Origin of the sequence: Pseudoalteromonas sp. APC 3694 (assembly GCF_030407565.1) — a bacterium.
GTDB classification, from domain to species: Bacteria; Pseudomonadota; Gammaproteobacteria; order Enterobacterales; family Alteromonadaceae; genus Pseudoalteromonas; species Pseudoalteromonas tetraodonis.
This window is the reverse complement of the sequence record NZ_JASDDE010000029.1, coordinates 21,335-39,487: the sequence shown is the minus strand read 5'-3', so window position 1 is coordinate 39,487 and position 18,153 is coordinate 21,335. Positions and strand designations below refer to the sequence as shown.

Sequence of the window (18,153 nt, the reverse complement as noted above, 5' to 3'; positions counted from 1 at the left end):
TCCTTTTTTATTGCTCATCTATAACCTCTAGCGCATCCATACCTTAATATCGGCTAGACCATTGCTTTGTAACAAACCAATTTGCTGTTCAACATTGGGGTTTTGCTCAAACTCAAATGCATCTAATTGCTCGTCAAAGGTAATATTAGCGACGCCATCGCCGCCGCGTTTTTTAACTTGATGTAATGCTATGTCAGCTAGATTAATTGATGTTTCCCAGCTAATAACTTGCCCACCTAACAGGGGTAACGGATAGAACGACCACCCGACTGACGCTGTTATATTGGTTGTTTCACCGTTAGGAAGCTGAAACGAATAATCTGTAATTGCTTGGCATAATTCATATACATAGCTGTCGATTAAATTACATTTAAAATCGCGCAATAACAGTAAAAACTCATCACCACTCCAACGGGCAACATAATCAGAACCTTGTGTACGCGAGTTAAGTAATGCCGCTACTTGTTGTAAACAGCTATCTCCAGCAATAGGGCCATAGGCATCGTTAATGCGGCTAAAGTTATCTAAATTAATAATTAACAACACCAACGATTTACCTTGAGCCTGCAATGACTGCGAGTTACGCTGAAAATGCTCGATATCTTTTGGTAGTTGATCAAACAAAAAACGGCGACTTCTCAGCCCTGTTAGCTCATCAGAGTGACTAACAAGTTTAAGCTGAGAGTTTACTTGGTTTAATTTATCGTTTGCTTGGCGAAGCTCAAGGGTTCGCTCAGTAATAAGCCCCTCAAGAACCTGCTGCTTACGTCGCTCTTGAACTTTAAATACCCAAAACACCAAATAAAAGAGCAACACAAAACCACTGGTGATCAGTAATCTAAAATATATAGTTTCACCAAATCGTTCAGGCACCACAAAAGCGTATTCGGCCGATTGCGCTTTGCCCCAATCTTCACCTTGACGTTTTGTCTCTAATTCAAATAAAAACATACCTGCTGGTAAGTTAGTGTAAATTGCTTCTCGGCGGGTATTTGCATAGCGCCAATCATTATCAAGTCCATTGAGTTTATACCTAAACTCTATACTTGCAGGTGCATAATAATCGATAGCGGTATAGGTAAGCGTTACATCACGCTCGTCAGTTTTAAGTACTGGCTTTTTACCTAACGCAGCCGCAGCAAGTTTTCGTGATGGCGTGGTTAAAGTTTCTATAGTTGGTTTAAGTGAACGCAGTCCAAATAATTCTACGTCTTTAGGAATTTCTACAACGCCTTGCAAGCTGGGATACCAAATTGAATTATCCATATCAACCACCGCATCATGGCCTAAACCATTACAGCATTGACTTGCTTTACCATCGAGCTGTCGATCAAATGAAGAGATCACTTCCTCCACTTTTAGGCTTTCAATGTTGGCTTTGAATTGCTCAACTGGCATGCGATAAACCCCTTTCATGGTGCTTACCCAAATGCGTTTTGTAGTATCATCGTACTCAAGACTAAATATAGAACCATATGGCAGCCCATTGGCGGCATCTAATTGCTGCCACTGCCCTTGTCCACTGCGATAAAACAAACCATCGTTAAGCGAGCCAATTAAAATCCCCACGCCTTTAATGTGTAAAATGCTAGTAACGTACGCACTTTCCAAAGTGGTTTGGTCGCCTATTTTTTCTATCCCGCGTTCAGTAAAGTAATACGCCCCTTTACTGGTACCAATCACCCCAAAATTTGGTTTATCTAAAACATAGGTTACAAACTTACTGCCTAAAAAAGCATTGTACGCAAAAGGGTTTAACCCGTTGTAATTTAAACGATATAAGCCTCGCCCAGTGCCCACCCAAAAGCCGCCTTTAGTCGACGTACTAATAGCAAATACAGGATTATCACTTAGCGCACGGGCAGGGAAACTATATAAGGTATTCGACTCGTAGAAAAACAAACCTCTACCAGTGGCAACATAAAGACGATTGCCGTCAAACTGTAAGTCATGTACTGAGGCATTACCATACTTGGTACTGTTGATGACATTGATAAACGTTTTATCGGCATCGAAATAGCCTACGCCGCTTTTGTTGGCAATCCATAACTTACCATCTGGTGATTTACTAATGGCCATAACCGCTTCGGTCATTTTAGAAATGGCTGAATGGCGCTCTATTCGCCCTTCATGAGCAAGCCAAAGTCCCTCACTAAAACTCGCTAACCATATATTATTTTCATCATCTCTAAATATATCGGCAAACCAAATACTTTGATCTAATTGACTTGGCTCAACCCATTGCCAATCATCCGACTTCCCTCTGAACAATAAGCGCCCATAAGTCGATACCCACAAGCCACCATTGCCATCACTCATAAACTTATAAACGGCTGAGTTGTTAGCGTTAGGCAGCGGAAATGGGCGTAGCTCATCATCTAAATCTAAAAAGTAAGCGCCTAGCTCAGAAGCAAGATATAAATTGCCATTTAAAAAGGATAAGTCGTGAACAATTGTTTGCGCTAAACGATCAGGCAAGGCCACTTTAGCGGTAAGCTCTAAACGCAATTTAGAAAAATCAGACGCGCTTTGCGTCAAGCGCAATAAATTACGATCGTTAACCAGCCAAATTCCCTCTGGTGAGAGCGCCATTTTACTGACTGACCCTACTATTTGGGTGATCGCAGTGGCATTTACGATAGGGCTCGGATTGTTTAGCTGGTCGCGCAGCTCTATCTGGCCTCTGTCTATGTAATAAAGCCCATTAGCTGCTATCCAAATACTGCCTTTAGAGTCTTCAAGAATATCTCTAACAGGGCCTTTAATATTAAACTCTTGTGCGGTTAGCTTTTCTGGGTCTATAACAACGAGGCCGTTTTTCGTGCCTATCCATAATAGTCCTTGGCCATCAATCAGTAATTTATTGATGCCATTGCTGGGTAAAAACAGACTATTTTGAGTGTTGTAATTAGTAAAAGTGTTACCATCAAATCGGCTTAATCCGAATTGCGTACCAAGCCACATGTAGCCTTGGTTATCTTGCACCACACTTTTGAGGGATTGTGAGGGAAGTCCGTCTTTAATGTTCCATTGTTTAACTACGTAATCAGTAATTGAAGCCGTACTTGGCATGGCACACATCAAGAGTACACAAACCAATAAAAATCGCATCATAGTGCTGCCACCTAGTTAAACAAATAATAAATTAAAAGGGTAGTAAACCTACTTTTATCAATGCTTGCAAACAAATAAGCGAAAAAATACCTGCAAGTACATCATCGGCCATAATACCAAACCCACCATGAGCACGTTTATCAAGTATACGAATCGGCCCTGGCTTTGCTATATCAAAAAAGCGAAATAGTAAAAAGCCCACTAATAATGTTTGCCAATTCAGTGCTGCACCAATCATCGTTATATAGTAACCAGCGACTTCATCCCAAACAATAGCGGGATGATCATGAACTTGAAGGTCATCAGCTGTTTTTCCACATGCCCAAATACCAAATATACTGATCACCACCGCAAATACAATTTGTAACCATAACGGAAAATGCATGGTAATAAAAATAAACGGTAACGCCGCTAAAGTACCAAATGTACCTGGGGCTTTAGGCGCAAGCCCTGTACCAAAACCCAAACCAAAAAATTGATGTGGGCGTTTTAAATTAAATAATCGGTTTTTATTCAAACCTGCTCCTTGGAAAAGTGCTCAAAGCCTTTGTGCTCAAAAACAAACTTTTCACCTTGGTGTAATAATTCTATATTCCCGTCACCACTTTTGATTTGGCCGATACAGGTTGCTTCTACACCGTATTGGCGCAACTTAATATCGAGCATACTCTTATTACTGTCTGGGACAGTGTAAAGTAGTTCATAGTCATCGCCATAGTTGAGTATAAAAGGAAGCTGTTGCTCAAAATCAAGACTCGCTTGCATCGCATCAGAAGTAGGTACATTTTCAATATTGATTGTTGCACTGACCTGTGACAAATCCAAAATGTGCCCTAAATCAGCAAGTAAACCGTCTGAAATATCAATCGCTGATGACGCTAAGCCACGCAAAGCTTGTCCGGCGGCCACGCGTGGCGTTGGAAAGTTTAAGCATTTATTAATATGCTTTAAATGTTCAGGTGCAACTGGCAAACCTTGTTTTTTTGACTCAATTGCCAAACCAGCATCACCTAGCGGTCCGGTTACAAAAATCCAGTCGCCCACTTTTGCGCCACTTCGACGCAGTGCTTTACCTTCAGGAACCGTGCCTTTTGCACAAATAGTAATACTGAGTGGGCCTTGAGTCGTATCGCCACCAATAATTTGTACATTAAAGTACTCAGCAATTTCATGCATGCCGTCAGTCAGCTCTGCAATCCATTGTGGATCGATACTTGGCAACGTGAGTGCAACCGATACCCATGTAGGCTCTGCACCCATGGCAGCTAAATCACTTAAATTTACTGCCAGAGCTCGATGCCCTAATGCGCGAGGAGAGATATCATGAAAAAAATGCACCCCAGCAACTAAGGTATCTGTTGTTACAGCAAGCTGACAGTTTGCTGGTACAGTGACAAGCGCACAGTCATCTCCAATCCCTAAATTAACATCGCGACGAGTGATACCGCGACCTTTAAAGTAGTGATTAATTAATTCAAATTCCTTCATACACAAAAAAGCCGACCTATGCCGGCTCTCCTTTTTAACGGTTATTTATAACAACTCACTGAAATTAATATGCAGCTTAAGTTGTTATGACTTGCGTAACTGTTTTACAGCTTTATCAAGTACACCGTTTACAAATTTATGGCTATCTTCAGCGCCAAACATTTTCGCTAATTCAATACTTTCATTGATAGCCACTTTGTAAGGAACATCTTCACGAAATTTAAGCTCGTAGCTGCTTAAACGTAAGATTGCACGTTCAACTTCGTCTAATTCATCAAATGGACGAGTTAAATGAGGCGATACAGCTTCGTCTAGTTGCTTATGATTTACGGCAACTCCACGTGCTAAATCTTTAAAATATTCAACATCAATTTTAGTCACATCGTTTTCGATCAACATTTGTTGTTCGATATCGGCAATCGCATTGCCGCTTAATTGCCATGAATACACGGCTTGAAGTGCTAAGATACGTGCTTTACGTCTTGCTGCTGGTTTCACAAAAATTCCTTAAACTTAAATTTTATCTAACACATTAACCATTTCAAGCGCACCTAAAGCAGCTTCGCCGCCTTTGTTACCCATTTTGGTACCTGCGCGCTCAATTGCTTGCTCAATGCTTTCAGTGGTTAATACGCCAAATGCAACCGGGATATCATACTCAAGCGATACTTGTGCAAGCCCTTTATTTGACTCGCCAGCGACGAGATCAAAGTGAGGCGTGCCCCCTCTGATCACTACACCTAAGGCGATAATTGCATCATATTCTTTTTTTGCTGCAACGCGTTTCGCTGCCAAAGGTAATTCAACCGCACCGGGTACGTAAATCACGGTAATATCGTCTTCTGATACTCCACCAGTACGTTTTAGCTCATCAACAGCACCTGCAAGCAAGCTACTACCAATAAAGTCATTAAAACGAGAAATGACAATGGCAAACTTTTTGCCTGGAGCGTATTTATTACCTTCAATAATTTTCATTTGATAACCCTAAAATAAGTTTAAGCGATTTCGGTTGCGCAAAAATTGATGCGCATTATACCACATAAATAAAATAATAACCTAGCGCGTAATTATTGTGGCTCTACGTAGTCAACCACTTCTAAATGGAACCCTGATAATGCATGGTATTTTTTAGGTAAACTCATCAAACGCATTTTTTGAATACCTAAATCAGCCAGAATTTGCGAACCCACACCTACGGTGCGCGAAGTACCTTGAAATTTACGTGGCGTCACATTTTCACCCGCATCAGCGGCGGCAAACGCTTTTACTGTGGCTTCTAACTCTTCAGTGCTTTCTTGCTTACCTAAAATAACTAAGGCGCCATTATGCTCAGCAATATAAGCCATTGCTTGCGATAAACCCCAACTACGGTCAGCATTGCGATCAGAGAGTAAAATATCGTTAAAAGTACTTTGTAAATGCACACGTACTAAGGTCGGTTCTTGTTGTTTTATTTCACCTTTAAGCAATGCATAGTGTAACTGCCCATCAATGGTGTCTTTGTAAGTCACTAAGTCAAACTCACCATGTTCAGTTGGCAATTTACATTTTGCAACTTGCTCAATTGTGGTTTCGTTTAGGTTGCGGTACTCGATTAAATCAGCAATGGTGCCAATTTTAATATCATGTTGCTTAGCAAATACTTCTAAATCAGGACGACGCGCCATGGTGCCATCTTCATTTAGGATTTCTACAATCACTGATGATGGCTCAAGCCCTGCTAAACGCGCTAAGTCACACCCCGCTTCTGTATGCCCTGCACGTGTTAACACGCCGCCTGGTTGCGCCATAATAGGAAAAATATGACCTGGTTGTACAATATCGCTTGGCACAGCGCCTTTCGCAATGGCAGCTTGAACAGTGCGAGCACGATCCGCTGCAGAAATACCTGTGGTGACCCCTTTTGATGCTTCAATTGACATGGTGAAATTAGTTGAGAATGCGGCACCATTATTTTTTACCATTAATGGTAAATCAAGCTGCGAGCAACGCTCTTGAGTCATCGTTAAACAAATTAGTCCACGGCCATGAGTCGCCATAAAGTTAATCGCTTCTGCACTAATGTGTTCAGCAGCAATAATTAAATCGCCTTCATTTTCTCTGTCTTCATCATCCATTAAAATAACCATTTTACCGGCTTTAATGTCATCAATTATTTCTTGTGCGCTGTTTAAATTCATAAGTTGCTCGTATAAGTTGTCAATGTCGTTATTTTATAAAGCCCGCTTTAGCGAGTAAGCTCATCGAAATATCTGAACCCGAAGGTTGGTCAGCCCCTCTAACTAGGCGCTCTAAATAACGTGCTATTTGGTCGACCTCTAAATTAACCTGGGTGCCAACTTTAAAGTCAGCTATGGTCGTTTGCTCGCTGGTGTGGGGCACAATCGTCAGTTTAAATTTATTACCTTCAACCGCATTAACCGTCAGGCTAATACCATCAATACAAACCGACCCTTTGTAGGGAATGTATTTCATTAAATTTTCATCGGTGGCTAACCAATATTCTGTTGCTCGCGCATTGGCATTAATCGCTGTAATAGTAGCAATACCATCTACATGGCCAGATACTAAATGACCACCGAGGCGCGAAACAGGTTGCATCGCCTTTTCTAGATTAACGGTTTGCCCTAATGCGTAATGTGCAAATCCCGTTAAGCTAATCGTTTCATTTGATAAGTCAGCACTAAAGCCATCAATATGCTTATCAACAACCGTCAGGCAGACACCATTAGTTGCAATACTGTCACCTAACTTAACATCACTCATATCAAGGTTTTTACTTTGGATACGAATAGCTAAATCACCTTGTTTTTTTTGTAATAACGCAATTTTACCTGTCGCTTCAACTATTCCAGTAAACATAGTGCTACTCTTTATATAAAATGATTAATGAGCTTTTTTTAGTGCTGTGATACGTAAATCATCACCAATTGGCACACACTCATTAAAAGTTAAATTAATGGTATTTTGCATACTCATTAACTCTGGGAAATTTAGTAAACTTTTAGCATCGCTGCCCATTAATTTAGGAGCAATGTAAAAAACAAACTCATCAATTAAATCAAGTTCTGTCATTTTACCGGCCAGTGTCGCTCCGGCCTCTAGCCACACATTATTAAACTGCAATTGGGCAAGCGTGTGTAACACGGCCAGTAAATCTACTTTATTATTATTTTCAGGTACTTCAATCTGTTTAACAAAATGAGGCCACTGATGCGATTTATCAACCTTGGTGGTAAATATTATCACCTCACTTTGAATTGAAAATAAGGCAAGATCAGGGGTAAGTCTGTTTTGTGAGTCAATAACAACGCGAACCGGTTGGCGCAGTGGTAAATCAGTTGGTAAAGAATACGGTAACTCTTCTGGGCGCACATTTAATTTTGCATCATCCATTAATACCGTATCGGCACCGGTTAAAATTGCACAGCTTTGTGCTCGGTATAGTTGCACATCTTGGCGCGCTGCGGGGCCAGTTATCCATTTACTTTGCCCGTTTTTAAGCGCCGTTTTACCATCAATACTGGCGGCCATTTTGCAAGTCACAAAGGGTAATCCCTGCTCCATGCGCTTAAAAAACCCAAAGTTTAATGCGCGAGCTTGCGCTTCAAGTAACCCGTAAGCGACTTCTATACCAGCATCCGCTAAAATTTTCAGACCTTTGCCTGCAACTTGCGGGTTGCTGTCAACCATTGCGGCAATCACTTTTTTAACACCGGCTGCTTTTAGCCCTTCAGCACATGGCGGTGTTCGACCATAATGACTGCAAGGCTCAAGTGTTACATAAGCGGTTGCACCTTTGGCATTTTCACCAGCCATAGTCAGTGCGTTTACCTCTGCATGACCTTGACCCGCTAACTGATGAAACCCTTCACCTATTATTTTATTATTTTTTACGAGTACGCAGCCAACATTAGGATTAGGGGTTGTCGTAAAGCGCCCTTTTTTTGCCAGTTCAATAGCGCGAGCCATGTAGCGTTTATCATCCTCTGAAAACGAACTTTGCTTGGTCATTACTATTCCCCTAAGCGGGCTATTTCTTCACCAAATTCGCGTATATCTTCAAACGAGCGATATACAGAGGCAAATCTTACATAGGCCACTTTATCTAACTTTTTAAGCGCTTCCATAATGCACTCACCCACCAAATGGCTAGACACTTCGCGTTCGCCAGTGGCACGTAACTGCGACTTAATAATATTAACCACTTCGTCAACTTGCTCAGTGCTTACGGGGCGTTTTTCGAGGGCGCGAGTTAAGCCATTTAGTAACTTATCTTCATTAAACGGTTCGCGGCTGCCATCTTGCTTGATAACCCGTGGCATCACTAATTCAGCCCCTTCAAAGGTGGTAAATCGTTCGTGGCATTCATTACATTCACGACGTCTACGTACTTGGTGTCCTCCACCTACAAGGCGAGAATCAATAACTTTAGTATCTTTGGCGGTGCAAAAAGGGCAATGCATAACTGTGTGTTTCCGTTTTAAAAACAAAAAATGGCCGCTATCATAGCGGCCATTATCATAACAAAAATGTGTGCAGTTGTGATCTAAATTACTATTTTACTCTTGGATTAAGCGTAAACAGGTAATTTTGCACAAATTGCTTTCACTTTTTCTTTTACTTGCGCTTGTACTGACTCATCTTCGATGTTGTCTAGTACATCACAGATCCAGCCCGCTAACTCTTTTGATTCAGCTTCTTTAAAGCCACGACGAGTGATTGCTGGTGAACCAATACGCAGACCAGAGGTAACAAATGGTGAACGTGGATCGTTCGGTACTGAGTTTTTGTTAACCGTGATATTCGCATTACCTAGGGCAGCATCTGCATCTTTACCTGTGATATCTTTGTCGATTAAGTCAAGTAAGAATAAGTGGTTGTCAGTTTTACCCGATACTACTTTGTAGCCGCGCTCTTGTAATACCGCAACCATTGCTTGTGCATTTTTAACAACTTGTGCTTGGTATGTTTTAAACTCAGGTTGAAGTGCTTCTTTAAATGCAACCGCTTTAGCAGCAATAACATGACATAAAGGACCACCTTGGCCACCTGGGAAAACAGCGCTGTTTAGCTTTTTGTAAATTTCTTCATCGCCACACGCAGAGATGATTAAACCACCGCGAGGACCTGCTAATGTTTTGTGTGTTGTGGTTGTTACAACGTGAGCGAATGGCACTGGGCTTGGGTAAACACCCGCAGCAATTAAACCTGCAACGTGCGCCATATCAACAAATAAGTAAGCACCGACTTTGTCTGCAATTTCACGGAACTTAGCCCAATCAACAATACCTGAGTATGCAGAAAAACCAGCAATGATCATTTTTGGTTTGTGCTCAAGTGCTAACGCTTCAACTTGTGCGTAATCAATTTCGCCAGTTTCTTCGTTAAGGCCATACTGAATTGCGTTGTATGTTTTACCAGAGAAGTTTACGTGTGAGCCATGTGTTAAGTGACCACCGTGCGCTAGGCTCATGCCTAATACAGTGTCAAGTGGGCTTAAAAGAGCTTGGAAAACAGCAGCATTCGCTTGTGAACCGGCATGAGGCTGTACGTTTGCGTAATCTGTACCAAATAATTCATTTGCGCGGTCAATAGCAAGTTGCTCAACCACGTCTACGTGCTCACAGCCACCGTAGTAACGTTTGCCCGGGTAACCTTCAGCGTATTTGTTAGTCAGCTGAGAACCCTGCGCTTCAAGTACGCGTGGGCTACAGTAGTTTTCAGATGCAATTAACTCAATATGTTCTTCCTGACGTGATGTTTCTTTGCTCATCGCGTCAAATAACTCTGGATCAAAGTCCGAAATATTCATGCTACGTTCTAACATTGGGGTCTCCTGGGCAACGTGTATGGGTATTTTTTAGAGGCTTTATTGTACGCTTAAAACGACGTTTTGCCTACGCTCTTAAGTTGAGGATATTTAAACAGGGATTGAAACTATTTCACAGCATTTTGATGATGATATTTTTTTATAAACTAATAACAATTTTAAATGAATTTTATTTACTACATTTATATAGCTTATGCGTTATGTCTAAAGCGATGCACAAATAAACAAAAAAAGCGGCCTAAGCCGCTTTTATTATTTGCCTTTTTTAGGCTAGCTTTTTAAACAATTCTGTACGCAAAATACCATAATCGTTGTGCATATCAGTGGCTAAACACGGTTTTGCTAATGCGTCAGCTAACGGCTTTGGCATATCTAATTCAACATTAAGGATATCCTCAACGCTGTCTTTAAATTTGGCCGGATGCGCAGTCGCTAAAAAAATCCCCACAGCATCTGCCGCCTTATTTTCTACAAGACCTTGGTAAGCAATTGCGGTGTGAGGCTCTGCAATATAGCCAAGCTGTTGAATTTTTTTCATCACTGTTTGTGTTTGCTGCTCATCAACACTCACCGAATAAAAGTTATCATAACTAAACCAGTTATTATCTAACATTGATTGCACACGTGGCCAGTTATTAGGTTTACTCACATCCATTGCATTTGAAAGCGATTCAATTGTCGCATTAGGCGTCCAATTTTTATCAAGCATAAAGCGCGGTACTGTGTCGTTTTGGTTTGTAGTCGCGCTTAGTTTACCTACAGGCATACCAATAACCGCACCAATCATAGCCGCACACACATTACCAAAGTTACCACTCGGTACTGAAATATGCGCTGTAGCACGCTTTTCTTTTGGCAACTGTGCAATGGCTTCAAAGTAATAACACACCTGCGCGACTAAACGGCTAATGTTAATTGAATTTGCTGAGTTTAAACCTAACTTCGATTTTAACTCTTCATCTAAAAATGATTTTTTAACCAATTCTTGGCAATCATCAAAACTACCCTCAATCGCATAACAGTGAATGTTGTCACCAAGCGTTGTAAATAACTTTTGCTGCGCTAATGAAATTTTACCTTTAGGGTATAAAATAACGACATCAATATTTGGTTTGTTATAAAAAGCATGCGCTACGGCAGCCCCAGTATCACCCGATGTTGCAGTTAAAATAGTGACTTTTTCACCTTGATTAAATTGCGCCAAGCACTCGGCCATAAAACGGCCACCAAAATCTTTAAATGCCAGTGTTGGGCCGTGAAATAACTCTAAGCAATAGGTATTATCTTCAACTTCCACCAGCTTAACCGGAAAGTTAAACGCATTCTTAACCATCTGGGCAACAGTATCACTTGGTAGCTCGTCACCAATAAGGTGCGATAAAATTTTGCCGCTGCGAGTAACAAAGTCCATATCTAGTAATGCATCAACATCACTTAATGGCGCTAACGACTCTGGAAAAAACACACCTTGATTACGCCCTAGTCCTGTTTTTACAGCTTCAACAAACGACACTTTTTGTGAATATTCTTTTAAATTATGTAATTGCATGACTCTTTATCCTATAAAACATTTAATTGACGCGTGCCGTCGTTATCTAATTTACAAATATGGCAAAAGCCTTGCTCGTTGATGTAATTTTCTTCTAGCCACTGCGCGCATTGCTCTGCCGCTTCAAGCGTTTTACATACACTAAACAAGGTTGGCCCTGCGCCTGAAATACTCACAACTTCAGCACCCAGTGCTGGTAAGCTTGCTTTGGCATCACTAAAGCCGCTTATAAGTGGCGCACGGTATGGCTCTGCTATTTCGTCTTTCATAATGCTTAATGCATCATCAAAACGCCCTGTTAACAGTAAGCTACTAAACGCCGATAAACGCTGTGCAAACTCAACCCCGGCATGCATACTGAGCTCTTTTGGTAAAACAGAGCGCGCTTTTGCGGTATTGAGCGAAAAGCCCGGAAATGCGGCGACGTAATACCAGTTTTCATCAACAGGTAAAGCAATAGATTTATCAGGAATTAAATCACCGGTTAGCTGTAAGCCGCCTAAATAACACGGTGTGATGTTATCGTAATGGCGCCCCCCACTTACAATGGCTTCAAAATCTGCCATAAGCTCAATGAGCTCTACTTGGCTTAAATTAGTTTTGGCAAATTTATCCAGTGCTGCAAATGTCGCCACCACAGAGCAGGCACTTGAGCCTAATCCCGAACCAATCGGCAAATTTTTCCTAAGTTCGAGCTTTACCGCAGGCATATCAGGCGCAACATGCGCTCTAAAGTGCACTAAACACTGATACGCTAAATTTTCTTGCGCATCACTAGGTAGCTTATGTGCGTAGTCGCCTGTACAAATAAATTCATCACTCGATGCGGCACTAACAATCGCCACATCACCTAATAAACCGCCATCAATGGGCGCAAGTGCGGCGCCCAGCGCATCAAAGCCAACGGCAAAATTACCAATAGACGCCGGAGCATATACTTCAATCATGACTGGCTCCTAGCGAGATAATGTTTTTAAGATGTCTGCAAATACACCCGCAGCCGTTACTGCAGAGCCTGCCCCATAACCACGAATTACAAACGGACGCGGTTGGTAGTATTGGCTTAAAATAGCCAGCGCATTTTCACCATCACGAATAACATTCAATGCATGTGATGAATCCACCGCTTCGATTCCGACTTTACAGTGACCATTTTTAATTGTGCCTACATAGCGAAGTACTTTACCTTCACTTGCTGCACTTTGAACACGGTCGTTAAAACCAGCATCTAAACTAGGTAATTTCGCCATAAACTGCTCAACATTGTCATCTTGGGCAAAACCCGGCGGTAAAACCGACTCCACTTCAATATCGCTAAGCTCCAATTTCATACCGGCTTCGCGTGCAATGATAAGTAGTTTACGTGCTACGTCAGTTCCCGATAAGTCATCGCGTGGGTCGGGCTCTGTAAACCCGCTTTCTTTGGCTTTAATTGTTGCCTCAGAAAGTGATAAACCATCTTCTAGTGCACCAAACATGTATGAAAGCGAGCCTGATAAAATACCACTAAACTCAAGTAACTCATCACCTGCACCAAACAACGATTGCAAGTTATCGATTACAGGTAAACCTGCACCTACGTTAGTTTCGTATAAAAACTTACGATTATTTTTATGTGTTGCTGCAATTAAATCTTGGTAATACGTATATGAGCTCGTGGTGGCTTTTTTATTGGCAGCCACAACATGAAAACCTGCATTTAAAAAATCTACATATTGTGCAGCCAAGGCATCTGATGAAGTACAGTCAACTAGCACTGGATTAACTAAATGATTTTGCTTAACAAACTGCTCGACCAGTTTTAAATCAAACGCTTGCTCTGACTGCGCCAGTTTTTGCTGCCAATCATCAAACGCAATCCCCTCACCATCAAGGTGTAATTGACGAGAGTTGGCAACACCATATAGGTTTAATTTAATATTACGCTTTTCAAGCCATGCTTGTTGACGCTCAAGCTGGTTAATTAGCTCTTGGCCGACTAAGCCACAGCCCAATAAAAACACATCAATTGAAGGTACATGAGTAAAGAAGTTTTCATGGCAAATTTTAACCGCGTCATTACATAATTCACCGTCAATAACGGCTGAAATAGCACTTTCTGTTGAATCTTGCGCTATGGCAACAATGTTTACTTGCGCTTGTGCAAGCGATGCAAAAAACTTAGCCGCCAACCCTTTATGGGCACGCATGTTATCACCAACTAACGTTACTATTGCTAAATTACGTTGCACATTTACCGGCTCAATGAGCCCCGCTTTTGACTCTAAGTCAAAGGCTACTTGCAACGCACTTAACGCTAGATTTAAATCGCTTTCATGCACACAAAAGCTAATGCTAAATTCACATGATGACTGGGTAATAAGTACAATTGACACGTTATCATGCGCTAATGCATTAAATACTTTCGATGCCATGCCCACTTTGCCCTTCATACCTGGGCCTGAAACGGTCAACATAGCTAAGTTTTGCAAGCTTGAGAGTGCTTTTACTGGTTCATCAGATACCGTATCGTTACTAATTAGTGAGCCCTGTGCGTCTGGATTATGCGTGTTTTTAATTTCGCATGGCACCCCTGCTTTTGCACACGGTAGAATAGTTTTAGGGTGCAATACTTTAGCGCCAAAATAAGAAAGCTCCATCGCCTCTTTATAAGACAGGAAATCAACCTTAGTGGCTTTTTTGATATAGCGCGGATCGGCGCTGTAAACACCATCAACGTCAGTCCAAATTTGACACACTTGTGCTTCTAAACACGCTGCAGCAATCGCTGCCGAGTAGTCAGACCCATTACGACCAAGCGTTGTGAGCTCCCCTTCATCATTACTTGCGGTAAAGCCCGGCATAATATAAACCGTCGCAGGGGATTCTTTTAACACGGCTTGAAAACGTGCCTTACTGGCCACTAAATCCGCTTCTGCGTCTATGTATCCGCCGGTTGAAACAATACAATCTGTTGCTTGTAAATAATGCGCGTTATGATCGGCTAATAGGCTTTGCATTAGCGATACGCTAACACGCTCACCAAAGCTAATAATGAATGCTCTGACCTTATCAGGGCAGCACTTTATCAGTGCAATACCATCAAGCTTATTTTTAAGTTCGTTAAAGTCAGGCCAGTTTTGAACTGCTCCTTGCTTTTCCTCTACCGCTGCTTTAAGCATGTTGCATCGGCTAGTCAGTGAATGCCATTGCTCACTAAAGTCATGCCCCTGCTCTGCAGTACTAGCTAAATTAACTAACGAGTCAGTCATGCCACCTGGGGCTGACAGTACCAGTAACATTTCATCTTTTAATTGTGCCTTAGCGAGTGCAGCAACTTGCTCTAAACAGGCAAAATCAGCGAGCGATGAGCCACCAAATTTTAATACGCGCATTTTTTATGTTTCCTCATTCCATAAAACGAAAAAAGGCCTGTGTTCTAAGTGAACACAGGCCTTTAAATTTGTTGCACCGACCTATGCCACTATCCAGTAAGAATGGTGGTTGTAATAATAATGGTCGTTACAAGACTAAATGTTTTCATAAGCTTAAGACTGCCTTAACACAGGCTATTCTGTCAACCCTAAATTAGCAGATAAAACAGTCTTTTTCATCATGAATTTTATTAATAAATGCCAAACTTATGCAAAACTGCACTCAGTTGCGTTTTATTAATTGGTTTATGAATAAAATCAATTGCGCCCAGTTGTGCGACACGTGCTTGCATTTCTTGTTGGATATCAGCAGAGATCACTAATACATAAGACTCTATTTTAGAAATTTTGATTTGCTCAAGTACTTCAATACCGTCAACTTCAGGCATGGTTAAATCAAGACACAGGAGATCGAAATGCCTTTGACGCAATTGCTCCAAAGCGTCTTTACCGTTAGTTGCTTGCTGAATATCGGCATCAATACACTCTTTTAAACAGCGTATTACCTGTTTGCGAGCAACGGTGGAATCATCACAGACTAAAATAGAAAAACGCATTATAATGACTCATTAATTAAACTTATACAAAACACCTAAACCCACAGTAAAATTAGTTGGTTGCCCAATCCGCAACAGTCAAAATTATAACCAAATTAGCAACGAGCAGATTATTTATTGTAACTTCTATTAAAGTTATCAATAAAATGCTTAATTGCACAATACAAATTAATAAATTAACTATTTCCAAGTAAAAAACAGCCTATCCAAACCAACGGTTCTCAAACAGAAACCCCATGCATATAAAACAGAATGATTGCTTATTTAACAACGCTAAATAGCAATATTATAAAATATATGTTTATTTTTAATCATTTATTAACTAATGTTTATAAGCGTACATTAACAGTTGAATAATTTAAGGAAATATAAGCCTCCCATGCCGCAAAAAAGTCTTTCAACAAAGTTACTCACTCGGGTTTTATCAGTTTATTTTATACTGACCTTTGTGGTGACCTGCGGGCAAATTTTCGCAGAGTACGTCAATACTAAAGATTACATACGCGATGAACTTGGCACATTACAAAAGACCTTTGGTAGAAGTTTAACCAGAGCAATTTGGGAGCTAAATATAAAGCAAACCATCACAACCGCCGAAGGATTACTCGATATACCTATGGTTGAGGGAGTTATTATTCGTGACGATAATGGCGCTATTATTTCTCAATTAGGCCGCGCGCTAAATATTCACAATCTTTACAGTCAGCAACTTGTGCAAGAAGATGTCATGGTAGAGGACACCAAAGCCGGTTTATTTGGCTATACATTCCCACTTATTTTTGAGTTTTCAGGACGAGCAACACAAGTAGGCGATGTTACTTTATTTTCTAGTCGCGATGTAATTTTTAGTCGCATTATGCTCTCTATCTACTTTTTGATTGGTAATGCCATGATTAAAACAACCTTTTTAATCATCTTATTTTTAATTGCATTTAGAAAGTTACTCACCGAGCCCCTTACTCAATTAACCGAGCAAATTGAATACCTTGAGTTAGAAGAGCTTGATGGTCAACAGGTTAAAATAGTCACCGATGAAAATAACGAGCTTAAAGTAATGGAACGCTCTTTTAACAATCTGATTTCGAAGGTTGTTGAGTATAAAAAAGAGTTAAAACAAACTCAGCATGACCTAATTGAAAGCAATCAAAAACTGGATCAACAAAACTTACAACTTGAACAGGATGTTGCGCGTAAAACATCAAATTTAAGCCAAGCAATGATCGATCTGCAACAACAAAAATATGAACTAGAGCGACAAAAAGCAGTTTTAACAGAAGAAGTCGATTTACGAAAGCAAACCGAACAAGAACTGTTAAGCAAACAAACTCAGCTGCAAAGCTCGCTCGATGAATTAAGCTTTGCGCAAGAGCAACTGGTTGGCTCAGAAAAAATGGCGGTATTAGGCGGCTTAGTGGCGGGGATCACTCATGAAATTAATACCCCTATTGGTATTGGCGTTACTGCCACCTCTTTTTTACAAGAGCGATTAACCGAAATAGAAACTGCGTATAAAAATAAATCATTATCGTCTGCGGCGTTAGAAGGCTTTATTAATGATGCAGCGCAAAGCGCTCAACTACTCTCTCACAACTTAGAACGTGCCTCAGATTTAATAACCAGCTTTAAACAAATTGCGGTAGATCAGGCCAGTGAAGCTCTAAGAACAATTAACTTTAAAGACTACATCAACGAAGTTATACGCTCTTTGCACCCACAAATTAAAAAAACATCTCACAGCATTCGCCTACATTGTCCAGATGATTTAATTATTAACTTACCTGCGGGAGTCATTAGCCAAATATTTACGAACCTAATTATGAACTCATTAGTGCATGGTTTTGAAAATATAAACAGCGGCCAAATCACCATAGATGTGAATACTGATAAAAACGACCTCATCATTAATTATCAAGATAACGGTTTAGGTTTAAAACCGGCTCAACTAAAGCGTTTATTTGACCCATTTTTTACCACCAAGCGTGATGAGGGTGGCAGCGGCTTAGGTGCTCATATTATTTTTAATCTAGTAAAACAAACGCTCAATGGTAAAATTGAAGTAAGTAGTGAGCCTGGGCAAGGGCTACACTACCGTATTTCGTTCCCTAAAAACATGTCATCTCCCCTGCCACTTTTTAAACTCGATTAAGCTAAATCAGCCGTTTCTAGAAGCGGCTTTTATTGCTATGATTACACAAA

15 protein-coding genes are annotated in these 18,153 nt (G+C 40.8%); 1 reads left to right on the top strand and 14 read right to left on the bottom strand.

Going from position 1 to position 18,153, the window contains the following annotated elements:
- Positions 1-27: 27 nt before the first annotated feature.
- The 14 genes from QMA00_RS11335 to QMA00_RS11270 all read right to left on the bottom strand — a co-directional run bounded on the left by QMA00_RS11335 (position 28) and on the right by QMA00_RS11270 (position 15,957).
- A complete protein-coding gene (locus tag QMA00_RS11335; protein WP_076922027.1) occupies positions 28-3,114 on the bottom strand; it encodes a ligand-binding sensor domain-containing diguanylate cyclase in 3,087 nt (1,028 codons plus the stop codon).
- 31 nt (positions 3,115-3,145) lie between these two features.
- Positions 3,146-3,631 carry a phosphatidylglycerophosphatase A gene (locus tag QMA00_RS11330; RefSeq protein ID WP_008110211.1) on the bottom strand — a complete coding sequence of 162 codons (486 nt, stop codon included), beginning with the start codon at positions 3,629-3,631 and terminating at the stop codon, positions 3,146-3,148.
- Positions 3,628-4,602 carry a thiamine-phosphate kinase gene (gene thiL / locus QMA00_RS11325; RefSeq protein WP_008110214.1) on the bottom strand — a complete coding sequence of 325 codons (975 nt, stop codon included), beginning with the start codon at positions 4,600-4,602 and terminating at the stop codon, positions 3,628-3,630. Before thiL ends, QMA00_RS11330 begins: the two co-directional genes overlap by 4 nt.
- An 84-nt stretch (positions 4,603-4,686) precedes the next feature.
- Complete coding sequence (gene nusB / locus QMA00_RS11320) at positions 4,687-5,100, bottom strand: transcription antitermination factor NusB (protein ID WP_008110215.1); 414 nt, start codon at positions 5,098-5,100, stop codon at positions 4,687-4,689.
- A gap of 15 nt (positions 5,101-5,115) precedes the next feature.
- On the bottom strand, positions 5,116-5,580 hold the full coding sequence (gene ribE, locus QMA00_RS11315; protein WP_008110216.1) for a 6,7-dimethyl-8-ribityllumazine synthase: 465 nt from the start codon (positions 5,578-5,580) through the stop codon (positions 5,116-5,118).
- 92 nt (positions 5,581-5,672) lie between these two features.
- Positions 5,673-6,785, bottom strand: coding sequence for a bifunctional 3,4-dihydroxy-2-butanone-4-phosphate synthase/GTP cyclohydrolase II (gene ribBA, locus QMA00_RS11310; RefSeq protein ID WP_013464232.1), 1,113 nt, complete (start codon positions 6,783-6,785; stop codon positions 5,673-5,675).
- Positions 6,786-6,813: 28 nt separating this feature from the next.
- The gene (locus QMA00_RS11305) at positions 6,814-7,467 is read right to left on the bottom strand and encodes a riboflavin synthase (RefSeq protein WP_036979881.1); all 654 of its coding nucleotides are present in this window, start codon (positions 7,465-7,467) and stop codon (positions 6,814-6,816) included.
- A gap of 24 nt (positions 7,468-7,491) precedes the next feature.
- A complete protein-coding gene (gene ribD, locus QMA00_RS11300) occupies positions 7,492-8,619 on the bottom strand; it encodes a bifunctional diaminohydroxyphosphoribosylaminopyrimidine deaminase/5-amino-6-(5-phosphoribosylamino)uracil reductase RibD (RefSeq protein WP_076922028.1) in 1,128 nt (375 codons plus the stop codon).
- 2 nt (positions 8,620-8,621) lie between these two features.
- Positions 8,622-9,071 carry a transcriptional regulator NrdR gene (gene nrdR / locus QMA00_RS11295; RefSeq protein ID WP_010390928.1) on the bottom strand — a complete coding sequence of 150 codons (450 nt, stop codon included), beginning with the start codon at positions 9,069-9,071 and terminating at the stop codon, positions 8,622-8,624.
- A gap of 107 nt (positions 9,072-9,178) precedes the next feature.
- Complete coding sequence (gene glyA, locus QMA00_RS11290; protein ID WP_013464229.1) at positions 9,179-10,435, bottom strand: serine hydroxymethyltransferase; 1,257 nt, start codon at positions 10,433-10,435, stop codon at positions 9,179-9,181.
- 268 nt (positions 10,436-10,703) lie between these two features.
- Positions 10,704-11,987: a threonine synthase gene (thrC, locus tag QMA00_RS11285; RefSeq protein ID WP_036979887.1), complete on the bottom strand. Its 1,284-nt coding sequence runs from the start codon at positions 11,985-11,987 to the stop codon at positions 10,704-10,706.
- Positions 11,988-11,998: 11 nt separating this feature from the next.
- Positions 11,999-12,934 carry a homoserine kinase gene (gene thrB / locus QMA00_RS11280; RefSeq protein WP_069439221.1) on the bottom strand — a complete coding sequence of 312 codons (936 nt, stop codon included), beginning with the start codon at positions 12,932-12,934 and terminating at the stop codon, positions 11,999-12,001.
- Between the two features lie 9 nt (positions 12,935-12,943).
- Positions 12,944-15,361 (bottom strand): bifunctional aspartate kinase/homoserine dehydrogenase I, encoded by a 2,418-nt coding sequence (gene thrA, locus QMA00_RS11275; protein ID WP_076922029.1) that lies wholly within the window; start codon positions 15,359-15,361, stop codon positions 12,944-12,946.
- Positions 15,362-15,591: 230 nt separating this feature from the next.
- Positions 15,592-15,957 carry a response regulator gene (locus QMA00_RS11270; RefSeq protein WP_175416134.1) on the bottom strand — a complete coding sequence of 122 codons (366 nt, stop codon included), beginning with the start codon at positions 15,955-15,957 and terminating at the stop codon, positions 15,592-15,594.
- 379 nt (positions 15,958-16,336) lie between these two features.
- On the opposite strand from QMA00_RS11270, the gene QMA00_RS11265 reads away from it, so the two are divergent.
- Positions 16,337-18,103 (top strand): ATP-binding protein, encoded by a 1,767-nt coding sequence (locus QMA00_RS11265; RefSeq protein WP_076922030.1) that lies wholly within the window; start codon positions 16,337-16,339, stop codon positions 18,101-18,103.
- Positions 18,104-18,153 lie beyond the last annotated feature (50 nt).